This is a genomic window from Pseudoalteromonas sp. 2CM28B (genome assembly GCF_023161935.1).
Genome location: NZ_JALNTH010000001.1, coordinates 165,083 through 178,053, shown reverse-complemented (window position 1 = coordinate 178,053; position 12,971 = coordinate 165,083). Strand labels below are relative to the sequence as shown.

Annotated in this window: 9 protein-coding genes; 4 read left to right on the top strand and 5 right to left on the bottom strand. The window is 42.4% G+C overall.

Translation table 11 applies throughout. The annotated features are described in order from the left end of the window. The first annotated feature begins 147 nt into the window (after positions 1 to 147). A complete protein-coding gene (locus tag MTN96_RS00800; protein ID WP_248530508.1) occupies positions 148 to 1,422 on the top strand; it encodes a cytosine permease in 1,275 nt (424 codons plus the stop codon). Between the two features lie 55 nt (positions 1,423 to 1,477). Here the strand turns inward: MTN96_RS00800 and MTN96_RS00795 are convergent, their stop codons facing one another. After that, positions 1,478 to 1,996, bottom strand: coding sequence for an Lrp/AsnC family transcriptional regulator (locus MTN96_RS00795; RefSeq protein ID WP_024031376.1), 519 nt, complete (start codon positions 1,994 to 1,996; stop codon positions 1,478 to 1,480). 196 nt (positions 1,997 to 2,192) lie between these two features. Between MTN96_RS00795 and MTN96_RS00790 the strand changes: the two genes are divergently transcribed. Both MTN96_RS00790 and MTN96_RS00785 read left to right on the top strand, forming a co-directional pair. Further along, positions 2,193 to 4,337: a TonB-dependent receptor gene (locus MTN96_RS00790; RefSeq protein ID WP_248530507.1), complete on the top strand. Its 2,145-nt coding sequence runs from the start codon at positions 2,193 to 2,195 to the stop codon at positions 4,335 to 4,337. 113 nt (positions 4,338 to 4,450) lie between these two features. After that, entirely contained in the window at positions 4,451 to 5,557 is a 1,107-nt protein-coding gene (locus MTN96_RS00785; RefSeq protein ID WP_248530506.1) for a DUF917 domain-containing protein, read from the top strand. Here the strand turns inward: MTN96_RS00785 and MTN96_RS00780 are convergent. Further along, entirely contained in the window at positions 5,554 to 6,465 is a 912-nt protein-coding gene (locus tag MTN96_RS00780) for a lipopolysaccharide assembly protein LapB (protein ID WP_223230617.1), read from the bottom strand. The two genes, MTN96_RS00785 and MTN96_RS00780, sit on opposite strands and share 4 nt — an antisense overlap. Before the next feature lie 77 nt (positions 6,466 to 6,542). After that, complete coding sequence (locus MTN96_RS00775) at positions 6,543 to 7,727, bottom strand: NAD(P)/FAD-dependent oxidoreductase (protein ID WP_029774315.1); 1,185 nt, start codon at positions 7,725 to 7,727, stop codon at positions 6,543 to 6,545. Between the two features lie 328 nt (positions 7,728 to 8,055). Here MTN96_RS00775 and MTN96_RS00770 point away from each other — a divergent pair, with 328 nt between their 5' ends. Next, the gene (locus MTN96_RS00770) at positions 8,056 to 10,182 is read left to right on the top strand and encodes a S8 family peptidase (RefSeq protein ID WP_248530505.1); all 2,127 of its coding nucleotides are present in this window, start codon (positions 8,056 to 8,058) and stop codon (positions 10,180 to 10,182) included. Between the two features lie 44 nt (positions 10,183 to 10,226). On the opposite strand, the gene MTN96_RS00765 is transcribed toward MTN96_RS00770, so the two are convergent. Continuing rightward, on the bottom strand, positions 10,227 to 10,700 hold the full coding sequence (locus MTN96_RS00765) for a peroxiredoxin (protein ID WP_055252698.1): 474 nt from the start codon (positions 10,698 to 10,700) through the stop codon (positions 10,227 to 10,229). Between the two features lie 70 nt (positions 10,701 to 10,770). Beyond that, positions 10,771 to 12,696 carry a methyl-accepting chemotaxis protein gene (locus MTN96_RS00760; RefSeq protein WP_248530504.1) on the bottom strand — a complete coding sequence of 642 codons (1,926 nt, stop codon included), beginning with the start codon at positions 12,694 to 12,696 and terminating at the stop codon, positions 10,771 to 10,773. Positions 12,697 to 12,971: the final 275 nt, after the last annotated feature.

The window sequence follows — 12,971 nt, the reverse complement described above, 5'->3', positions numbered from 1 at the left end:
TACCCTAAAAATAATCACCACAAAATATAATTTTGTGCGCGCCCTACTTTTTAAACCTCATATTTTGAATAAACACCTAATAATAAAAAATTTTGCACGCCAGCGGCGTATAGTAATATAAAAGATAATAAAAAAGAGAAACAGGCAATGCCAAACGGGAACGACCCCCACACTATTAATAGCAACGAACTTGTTGCCTGGCCGCGCATTGCAGCCATAGCCGCTATGCTCAGCTTTTCGCTGCCCACTTTTATCACCGGCTTAGAAATACATCAAAGTTCAAGTGTGAGTAATACACTGTGGGCGTTAGTTATTGGCTCACTTATATTAACCCTTATTGGTGGGGCTATGGGCACCATAGGTGTAAAAAGCCGCTTAAGCTCTTATTTATTGGTAAAAATAGCGTTTGGTAATGCTGGCGCGGGCATTGTTAATATTGCCTTTGCTTTATCGTTAATTGGCTGGTTTGGCGTAAATATTGATTTGTTTTCTAATGCCGTGGTGCGCTTACTCAGTGCAGAATTTAATATTATTATGCCCGAATGGCCCATCGATATAGTCGCAGGTTGCGCCATGCTCATAACCACACTGTATGGGTTTAAAGCCATTAATATGCTGGCCTCTATCATGATCCCTATTTTGGCTGCGGTCACCGCTATGATGCTTTTTGGCGCGCTCGATAGTATGCCACTGGTTGATTTTATTAATTTAGAAAAATCAGCAGCGCTTTCTCTTGAAGATGGTGTAGCTGCCATTGTTGGCGGCGTTATTATTGGCGCAATAATATTGCCCGACATAACCCGTTTTTCTAAGCAAAAACGTGGCGGCGTGTACACCTCATTTATTGCGTATATGGTTATTGAGCTTTTGGTTATTTTTGTGGCTGTATTTGCCGCAGCCGCCATGCAAGAAACCGAAATATTAAGCTTAATGCTTGCGCTTAATTTGGGGTTTTCGGCGTTTTTTATTGTGATAGCAGGCAGCTGGATTTTAAATTCGTTAAACCTTTACAGTACCGCACTTAGCGTGGAGGCTACCTTCCCGCATTGGCATAAAAACTGGGTTATTGTGTTATTAGGTTTGGTGGGAATTGGCGCAGCCTTTATAAATATTTTAGATATGTTTATAAGCTTTTTAGCGTTTTTGTCTGATATTTTTGTACCGGTAGCGGGCGTAATTATTGTTGATGCACTGTTTATTAAACCCCATGCTTATAACGCAGCGGCTTTGGCAAATAACGCTAACTTTTCACTTCCCGCGTTTAGCGCGTGGTTTGTAGGGGCGGCATATGCGGTGTGTAATGGCGCTTTATTTAACGTATCAATGAGTGGTATTACCGTGATTGACGCTATTATATTAACGGCCGTTATTTATACCCTGTTTGCAAAAGCCATTGCGCCCAAACCGGTTGTTCAGCAATAACTTTAAACAATAAAAAGGCGCATAAGGCGCCTTTTTATTAATCTAAATTAGGGGGCTACTCTTCATCGTCTACTTTCATTTCGTCTCGCCATTTAAGTTTTTCCAGCGGGTAGCCTAAAAAGAACTTAGCGCGCTCAAGCACTATGCGTGTAGTCAGCTTTTTAATTGCATACTGTGAGCTGCCGGTTAGCCTGTCGCACATTGCATTAAGCGCTTGAATATCGGCAAAGCAACAAAAAGAAATATAATCAATATCGCCACTTAATTGCATGCAATCCATTATTTCGGGAATGTTGTGTATGTCAGCTAAAAACTTACGCCGCGCTGCTAGGTTATTGTCCTCTAGGGTAAATTCCATATAGGCAAACACGTGCTCACAAATTTGCTCTAAATTTATATCAGCATGAAAGGTTCTAAAATATCCCGCCTCTTTTAATGCTTTTACTCGCTGAAAACAGGCACTGGGCGACAAGTTAACTTGCTCGGCCAATTCAACGTTTGTTAAATCGGCAGTTAGGTGCAGAATTGCCAGTATTTTTTGATTATACCTGTCTATTTTTATCGTTTTTTTCATAACCGGTTTCACATTTAATAATAATTAATTTTGTAAATTTAAGGTCAACAAATACATAAAATTACGCGCTTAAGCGTTATTTTCAGCAATTTGTGTGTGCTGTATTAAGGGTTTACAAAATATTATTTTGTCTGAAAAAGCGACAATGTTTATCACTAAGTAACATCACCATGATAGTCACATTAGGACATAGAACATGAGCAGATACAACAAAATACGCTTTCGTAAAACACTATTAGCATCGGCAGTTACCCTGTCGTGCATAAACTATGTGCATGCGCAAGAACAACAACAAACAGTAACTGACACTATAGAAAAAATTTCGGTGATATCGCGCGGGCGTGTTGAGTCGATACAAAACGTGCCCGACTCTGTTACCGCATTTAGCGCCGAGACAATCGAAAAATCACGTATTACTAACTTTCGTGATGTTGCTAATTTAACTCCCAACTTATCGCAGCTCGATAATTTTAGACCCGGCCTTGCCCGTATTACTATTCGTGGCTTAATTACACCGCAGGTGGGCGATCCGCCATTAGCGTTTGTAGTTGATGGTGTTACCGCCCCCGATTTAGAGTTTATAAACCAAGACCTAGTTGATATTGAACGTATTGAAGTTATGCGTGGTGCACAAGGCGCACTGTATGGCCGCGGCGCCATTGGTGGTGCGGTTATTGTGACAACTAAAAAACCTATTGAAGACTTTGAAGGTAAAATTAAAGGCTCTGTAGGTAATGGCAACACGTATAATTTGAATGCGGTTGTATCGGGTTCGCTTAACGATGAAAACACCGCTTATTTTAGAGCCGGTGGTTACATTAAAGATACCGACGGACTGATTAAAAATACCTACACAGGCGATTACGCCGACCCGTTAAAAGAGCAATCGGTTTTTTCACAGTTAGAGTTTGAGCTAAGCGAAGACACCTCAATAAATCTTAAAGGTAAATACACCTCAAGCGAAGCTGGGTTTGCTTACTACCAAGGGGTGAGCGATGACACCATTGAAGACTTTTCAATTAATACCTCACAAAATATTATTAACCAAGATGAGCGTGATGTGTATGAGCTAAGCGCCAAGCTAACCCAACATTACGATTTAGGTAAATTTGAGTTTGTAACCGCGTACAGCAATTCAGAAAACGAGCACTTTTACGATGGCGACTACTCTGCCGATGCCACCTTTATTGACGAAGATGGCTTTTTTAGAGCCCCATTTGGTACTGAAGGGTTATACGATATTGAATCGTTAACGGTAGAGTCGCGGTTTATATCCCAGTCGGATCAGGCTTTTAGGTGGTCGGTGTCGGCGTTTTATCAACAGCGCGACCGCGATACTGCGGTATTATTTTACGATGATTTTACCGATGCCGAAATTTTAACGCGTGCAGATTTTGCTAATGACGAGCCCTACCTTTCAATTATCGATAACAACAGCAGCGATGCATGGGCTCTTGCTGGGCAGTTTAACTACGATATAAACGAGCAGCTAGAGCTCACCGGTGCGATGCGCTACGATCACGATACTCGCGAGTCGTTCGACCCAACTAATAAAGACGCCACTTACGCTAAAAAATCGTTTAGCCAATTACAGCCTAAAGTTACCTTGGCGTACCAAATGAATGACGACCTACTGCTTTACACCGGCTACTCGCGTGGTTTTAGAAGTGGGGGCTTTAACGAGCCGGCCGACGGTATTAGCCGCACCTTTGATAAAGAAATTTCTGACAGCTACGAAGTAGGCTTTAAAACCGCTTTGTTTAGTAACAAAGTTACCCTTAATGGCGCCGCATTTATTATTGAGCAAGACGATGCGCAATTTACCCAATTTAATATAGATACCTTCACCCTTGAAAACCTCTCTATTGACGAAGTACAAACCAAAGGTTTAGAGCTAGAAGCCGCCTTTGCTGCCACCAGCAATTTAAGTATTAACCTCAGTGCAGGTATTGTTGATTCAGAAATTAAACGCTTTGCACTGCGCCCAGAACTGGCTGGCAGGCCACAATTTTGGGTACCTGAGTATAACTACGGGCTGTCGGCAAATCATAACTTAGCACTAAACGGGGAGTGGTCATTGTTCTCGCGCGCTGAGCTATTAATCGAAGGCCCTAAAACATTCAGTATTGATATTCCTGATGTTGAGTCGTCGCGTTATACCTACCTAAATGCCGGTGTAGGGCTTAAATCAGAGCAGTGGAGCGTTCAAGTTTACGTAGACAACCTTACGGATGAGCGCGCTATTGAAGATATTTTTCTACTAGCCGATGGGGTTACAGACTTAGTGCGCCAACCTAATAAGCCTCGTAGTTACGGTATAGAGCTCAGTTACCAATTTTAATTTTTTCACCTTTACAGCAGGTATTTTTTTAATGCCTGGTGTTTTATACCAATCCGCTTAATTAAGTGATCTATTTTGGGGATGGGTATGAGTTAACCAATAGCGATACACACATGCAAATTCTTAATCGTGACCAACTTATTGATATTTTATACGGCTGCGCCATTTTAGGCACTGGCGGCGGCGGTGAGTTAAGTGAAGGCATTGCCTATATTGACGAAGCACTCGCACAGGGTAAAACCTTTAAACTAATTAGTGCCGATGAAGTCCCCGCGGGTGAGCTTGTTTGTACGCCTTACATGTTAGGCGCTATTTCTGCTTTAAGTGAACAAGAAGAACGCGCGTATGCAAACCTGCCCCGCAGCACTAAGCACGCTATTTTAGCTGCTTACCAGCGCACCCTTGAATACACAGGTAACGATGCTATTTATGGCACTATTTGTTGTGAGCTTGGCGGCTCAAACACCGCAGTATCGTTTTACTTAGCTGCAATGTTTGACGGCTACATTATTGATGCCGACCCCGCTGGGCGCGCAGTACCGGAGATCACCCATTCAACCTATTATTTAAATAACTTACCCGCAGCGCCCATTATTACCGCGAATGAATTTGGTGAGTGCTTTATTTGTGAAAATGTAATGGACGACTTACGCGCCGAAACAGTCGTGCGAGCACTGGCTAAAATTAGCCGTAACGACATAGCAGCCATTGATCATATTTTACCTATTGAGCAAATGAAAAACGCAGTTATTCACGGCACTATTAGTAAAGCCCTTAAACTCGGTAAAGCAATGCGTGACGCCAACGCACAGCACGCTAACACCGCACACATAATTGCCAAGCACGGCGGCGGCTTTATTGCCTTTGAAGGCGAGGTAAGCACATTTGAATTTAACACCGTAGAAGGCTTTACCTTGGGCGAAGTAACACTTAAAGGGTTAAGCGAGTTTGTAAATAACAGTTACAAAATAACGGTTAAAAACGAAAACATGGCCGCGTTTTTAAATGACGAAGTACACGTAACCATTCCTGATTTAATATGCTGTATTAACAGCCAAACAGGCACACCAATTACTAATCCTAATTACGAGGTAGGCATGAAAGTAGCCGTTGTAATTTTACCAGCGCCAAAGGAATTTACAGGCCCTAAAGGTTTAGAAATATTTGGCCCGCGTTACGCAGGCGTTAACACCCCATATAAAGCAGCGATTGCAAATTAATTATTGCTAAGGGCGTGCTGCAGCTTGCTATACAATGCAGCATGGCCTTTACCAAACTCGGTGGCGTTTCTATCAATGCGACTAAGCCATTCTTTCGCTTGTACCTTTTTACCTATTTGTAAATATACCTGCGCTAAACGTAAGCTATAAATAGCATGGTAAATGCTTGAAGGCTCAGTAAATTTGAATGCGGTTTTATAATAGTTTATAGCTTCTAAATACTCTTTATTTTGCTGATAACTGTACGCTAAGTTACCGCTAGCAAGCACTATTTTAGCAGCGTGGTTGGTGTTTTTTATGGCGTTATAGGCCATTAAATTACTTTTTACTGCGTGCTCGTATTGCTGCCACTTTAAGTAAATATGCGCTTTGTTAATGTGCAGCTCTAAATGAAAAATAGGATCGTTATTTTTTGCAAAGCGCTGCTCGGCATCTCTTAGTAATCGCATCGCTGCTTTTTTACTACCAAACACATAGTGTAGGTTAGCCAACTCCACTAATCTTAAAGGGTCACCAAAAGCATTATATATCCCGTCTAACTGGGTAAACGCTTTAGCGGCATACGTTTTAGCTTCTGCTTTTTTGCCAATATAGTTAAGTGCTTTCGCGTAATAAAAATACATTTGTAGCTTAAATACATCGGGCAGCTTATCTTGCTCTAAAAAAGGAGTAATAGCGTTGAGTAAGTTTTCGAACTGTTGGTAGTCGTAGTAGTAATCAAATTGGTAGGTTTTTATTTTGTACCACTGTGCAGGGTTATCTTTGACTTCATTAAGGCGCGTTTCAATATAAGTTAAACAGTGCGTTTTGGGCTGTTGCAAGCAAAACGCTTCATGATCGCTGTAGTTTTCTGATGCTAATGCATTAAAACTTGTAGCGACAATACTTAACAGCAAAAATATACGCACCAATATTACACTCTTTAAAATCACCTTAATTAAGAGTGTAATATTTTTATCTCATCTATCACAATACGCTGAAATACTTATGCATATTGCCCACATGCAAACCCACAGCTCCACGCATACTGGAAGTTGTAGCCCCCAAGCCAGCCTGTTACATCGGTTACTTCGCCTATAAAATATAAGCCTTTGGCTTTTTTAGCTTCAAAGGTTTTAGAGCTCAGCTCATCGGTATCAACGCCGCCCAAAGTTACCTCGGCGGTACGATAGCCCTCTGTGCCATTAGGTTTTATTTGCCATGCGTGAATATAGCTTGCTAACTCATCTATTTGAGCATGGGTAAGCTGATTAATATTACAATCTGGAATCGCTTTGCTGTCGTGCAGTATGTCTATAAAGCGTTTGGGTAAGATAGTCGCAAGGCTATTTTTTAATGATTTTTGGGCTTGTGTTTCTCGCCAATCAGCCAGTTGCTGTTTTAAATCGAGATCAGGGAGCAAGTTTATGCTTACTGCCTGCCCCGCTCGCCAAAATGAGCTTATTTGCAATATGGCAGGCCCCGATAAACCTCGGTGAGTAAACAAAATATTCTCTTTAAATACAGTGCCGTCTTCGCTAGACACTTCGCACGGTATACTAATTCCTGAAAGCCCTTCAAAGCGCTCTTTATCGTGTTGATGCAAAGTAAATGGCACAAGCGCCGCCATGGTAGGTAGTACGTTTAAGCCAAACTGCTCTGCAATTTTATAGCCTATAGGAGTGGCGCCAAGCTTGGGCATTGTTAAACCGCCCGATGCGATAACTAGCGATTCACAAGTCAGTGTTTCTTGCTCAGTGGTAACACGGTAGCCAATGTCGGTTTTAGCCACATTTAACACTTCGCTGCGCAATTTAATATTAACACCAGCCCACTCGCATTCGGTAAGTAGTATATCGACTATATCCTGCGCGCTGTTATCGCAAAACAGCTGGCCTAAGGTTTTATGATGGTATGCCAAGCCGTGGCGGTCCACCAGCTCAATAAAATCGTGTTGTGTATAGCGGCTTAAGCACGACTTAACAAAGTGAGGGTTACTGCATAAGTAGTTTTCTGGACTGGCATTTTCATTGGTAAAATTACAACGCCCACCACCACTTATTAAAATTTTTCGACCAGGCTTTTTGCCCATATCAAGCACTGTAACGCTACGCCCGCGATAACCTGCTTGTGCTGCACTCATTAATCCAGCTGCACCTGCGCCAATCACAATTACATCTACTTGATTCATTACTTCGCCCTACTCAAAAATTTGCCCGATTATAGCAAAGTTTGTTTAAACACTCTGAATAGAATTTATTATTAAATTTATAGCAACAAATGTAACCGAGACTAGTTATGGCTTTTCTAAACAGCTTAAAAATAACAATCCTTTATGCTTATTTTTGTTTTATATGATAAATACTAAACAACGACAAAGGCACCGTACACCTAGGTTATAACTAAAAGAAATAGGTACATAAGCAATTATTATTTTAAAGAAATTAACAGATCATTTACCTTTGTTTCTGTTTCGTAATTTAATATTACGAACTAACTAATAACAACTAGGGATAATTATGACAACAAGTAAATCATTTAAGCGTTGCGCTATCGCGCTCACTATTAGTACGGTATTTGCAGCATCTGCAAGTGTTGCTCAAGATGTGTCTACCTCTATGGCAGAAACCACAGCCAAACTACAAAGCCAATCGGGTTTTGAAACTCAGTTTATTATTAAGTACAAAAATAGCGCGAACGATATGCTAAGCATCTCGTCTGCTGACGCAAGCCCTGCAAATATGAAAAAGCGTGCTCAACGCTTTGTAAAAAATTTCGCTTCTAAAAAAGGTAAAGTAAAAGCGAAGTACATCCGTGCAATGGCACTTAATAACCACCATGTTATGCGCGCAGATAAAAAACTAAGCGCTGCAGAAGCACAAGAATTTATGCAAGAAATGGTTGATTCTGGCAATGTTGAATACATTGAAGTGGACCAAATGTTAAAACCATTTGCAACGCCTAACGACCCTCGTTACGGCGATCAATGGCACTACTATGAGCAAGCGGGCGGCCTAAACTTACCAACCGCATGGGATACTGCAACGGGCAGTGGCGTAGTGGTTGCGGTACTTGATACTGGCTACCGTCCTCATGTTGATTTAAATGCTAACATTTTACCGGGTTACGATATGATCTCTAACCTATCGGTAGCTAATGATGGCGGCGGTCGCGACAGTGACGCACGCGATCCGGGCGATGCTGTAGCTGCTGGCGAATGTGGAAATAACGGCGCACAAGGCTCAAGCTGGCACGGTACGCACGTAGCAGGTACGGTTGCGGCTGTTACTAATAACGGTGAAGGTGTTGCCGGTGTGGCTTATGGCGCTAAAGTTGTGCCTGTGCGTGTACTTGGTAAGTGTGGTGGTTTAACGTCAGACATTGCTGATGGCATTATTTGGGCATCTGGCGGAAGTGTATCGGGCATTCCTGCCAACTCAAACCCTGCTGATGTAATTAACATGAGCTTAGGTGGCAGCGGCTCGTGTAGCTCTACCACACAAAACGCAATTAACACAGCACGCAGCAACGGTGCAGTCGTGGTTATTGCTGCCGGTAATGATAACGATAACTCAGCAAACTATAATCCAGGTAACTGTAGTGGCGTTGTTAATGTTGCCTCTGTTGGTCGTAACGGCGGACGAGCATATTATTCAAACTACGGTAGCAATATTGATGTTGCAGCGCCGGGCGGCGCACAAAGCTTTGCAAACGACTCTGAAGGCGTTTTATCAACCTATAACTCAGGCTCGTCTACACCTTCAAGCGATAGCTATGCGTTCTCTCAAGGTACATCAATGGCAGCGCCTCATGTTGCCGGTGTTGCAGCCCTGATAAAGCAAGCTAAACCAAATGCTACCCCAGATGAAATAGAAAGTATTTTAAAATCGACCACCCGCTCATTCCCAGCAACGTGTACAAGTTGTGGTACAGGTATTGTAGATGCAGCAGCCGCTGTAGCCGCAGCAAGTGGTGGTACAACACCTCCTACCGGTGGCGATAGCGAACTGACAGATGGCGAAGCTAAAACAGGCTTAAGCGGCGCTGCAAGTTCACAATCGTATTACACGATGACAGTGCCAAGTGGCGCAACGAATGTTACATTCACAATGAGTGGCGGTAGCGGCGATGCAGATTTATACGTACGCGCAGGCAGCCAACCAACTACCTCAAGCTACGATTGTCGTCCGTACAAAGGCGGTAATAGCGAGGAGTGTTCTATTGATAACCCAACAGCTGGTACATACCATGTAATGCTTCGTGGCTACTCGGCTTATTCTGGCGTTAGTTTAGTGGGTAATATTACAGGTGGTTCTACAGGTGGCGGTTCAACTACACCAGAAGCCGGTGGCGGCACGGTGAGCGATGTAACGGCTACAACAGGTAACTGGAAGCACTATACCTTAGATGTGCCAGCAGGAATGAGCACATTTACAGTCACCACCTCAGGTGGTACAGGTGATGCCGACTTATTTGTTAAGTTTGGCATCCAACCTACCGCATCTAGCTACGACTGTCGTCCTTATAAAAACGGTAACGCAGAAACATGTACGTTTAGCAATCCGCAAGCGGGTACGTGGCATTTAAGCGTTAACGCTTACAGAACCTTTTCGGGTTTAACATTAAGTGGCCAATACCAGCCATAATTAAAAGGCCCTAAGTGCATGCACTTAGGGCTTTAATAAAGTGATTATAGTTTTTCTAACACAGACTCAGCACGACTTACTGAAAACTCTTTGTCTTTTTCAACAAACAGTCCTGTTACTACATTATCGTCGACTATCATTGCATAGCGCGTAGAGCGTGTTCCACCAAAACTGCCGGTATCTTTATCAAGCCCTAACGCTTTAGTAAAACTGCCATCGCCATCTGCTAACATGTCGATTTGTTGGGCATTTTGAGATTCTCCCCACGCTTTCATTACAAAAGCATCGTTAACCGATACACAGTAAATTGCCGCAATACCTTTTGCTTTAATTTTATCACTAAGGGTTATAAATTCAGGTAAATGCGCATTTGAACAGGTAGGCGTAAATGCACCCGGTACAGCAAAAAGCACAACCTTTTTACCATTAAAAAGCTCAGCGTTAGTGTGAGTTTGCATGCCTTCGTCTGTTAGCTGCGTTAATGTAACTGCGGGTAACGTTTGACCTTGTTCAATCATGATAAATCCTTAAAGCATTTGATTAATGAGCCTACAGTATAACGCTAATTACCTTTGTGTTAGCAGGTATTTACAAGCCAAGGTTTACTTTTATGGTTTGCATTTGCTGTTGTAACTGGCTATGAATATCGTCAACAAGTAAGCTTGATTCGCTTACTTGGCCTTTCATACTTTGCATTGACTGGCTAAAGTTATCTAGCAAATTACTTTGCTGTTTAGCCAGCTCCATGGCCTCAAAGGCCACTTTGTTGGCTTGCTGAGCGTTATCGGCCACGCCCTCTGAGTTTACTTTTAGCTCTTGCGCGTTTTGTGTTTGCGACTGCGCGCCATCTGCTAAGGCCGCAATTTGTGTAGATACTGTGCCCGACTTTTCGCTCAGCAGTGTAAGCTGCTCATTAATATCGCTCAATGAGCCTTGAGTTTGGCGGGCAAGCTGGCGTACTTCATCAGCTACAACAGCAAAGCCTCGGCCATGCTCGCCAGCACGTGCTGACTCAATTGCTGCATTTAACGCTAGTAGGTTTGTTTGATCGGCAATATTGCGGATCACTTCAATAATTTGCCCAACGCCTTCAACCCCCGCGAGCAGCTCTTGTAGGTTTTGCATACTTTGCTCAACCCGTGTTTGCGTATCTGAACTGGCACTTAGCATGCTTTGTGCAAAGCCTAAACTTTGCTCCATTGCACTAAAAGTGTGTTGGGCGTTATCAGCCACTTGGGCATTAATATTATTTACCTGCTCGCCAATTTGTTGAATATCAGCAAGCAAATGTTGGTTTTGCTCCACTTGCCCATGACTTGTAGACGCTTTTTGACTAATAGTTTGCAAATGATCACTCATTTGCTGCATAAAATCATTTACCACTTTTAGCATTTGGGCACGCTCTTGTGCCTCTTTGCGCTGTCGCTCAATTAATAAATTAAAGTAACTGGCTATTTCGCCAACCTCTGTTTTTGGGTTCTTACTTTCAATATTTTTAAGCTCGTTACTTTCAATTAAAAAGGCAAACCCGTCTCTGAGTTGCCTTAATGGGTTGAGCACTTGGTTACGCTGCACAATATAAACCCCTGCGGCTAGCATCACCAAAGCGCCAATAGCAAAGCAAAATACCCAAAATACGTTTTCTTTAAGCGCCCCTTGTGCGTGTTTTAGTTGCTGCTCTGCATTAATAACGGTTTTAGAGAGCAAGCTAATTTGCTCACGCAATTCATTGGTGCCCGCTTCACGTTGCTGGGCTTGCGCTAATGTACTGGCTAAATCGCGAGGGTAGCGGTTAGGCCAGCTGGTAATTTCAGATTTTATTTCATCGGCCAAATCTTCAGCTTCTTCGTCAAAAAATAAAGCATCTTCGTCAACCTCGCTCATAACACCTAAATTAGGGAGTTGCTCTATTTTGGCTGCTAACGCATTTAAATTAGCAATACTTTGCTGCAAACTTTGTTCAGTATTGCTGTCGTAACTTACGATTAGTTGATAAGTAAATAAGGCAAGGTTGGTCACCTCATTATAGTAATCAGCGCCAAGTGTGTAATAAGCTTGCGCATCACTATTTTGATTAGGGGATTTTTTTGCATAACCAATCAGTGACGAGGCTGAGCCGGCCATTTGGCGAATTGCATTATCAAGTAACGCCGTTTCGTTGCCCGACAATTTACCCAGCGCTCTGTACTTACCTTTAATATCGGTATCTAACGTGCTGAGCTGCTCATTTAATTGCTCGGCAAGTACCGAGGGGAGTACTGTGAGTTGCTGTGTTTTTACTTGCTCAATTAGGGCTGATGATTGATTTAAGTATTGGCTATCACCTTGTTCTAGATAACTGCCTAAGTCACCGGCTAAATCCACTAAAATTGTGTTTTTTAATTTACTGTATGCGCTGTCTTGTTGTTCAAGCTTAAGTAAAGTTTGGCTTGCCCAAAATAGTGTGATGGCTAATAAAATACTTGCCAATGTTAACAGTATGGCTAACAGCCGAGTAAAAGATGATACGCGCATAAATAACAACCCCTATTGTTTAAGCGCGTAGACTATTAACTATTTATGACAATTTTATGTAACTCAGTGAAAACACGTATATTTGCGGCAAATATACGAGTAAAGGCTTAGCGAATACAGCGCCTTTATTAAACCAACCGACTTAATTTATATGCTATTAAAGATAAGAAACGCGGGTTAATTACAAGGTGAGAGTTTCATCACTTGGGTGTGCAAATTATAAGAGGCTTAATACAGCTATCACCATCACTAAAGCGCTGCGTATTAGCTAACGC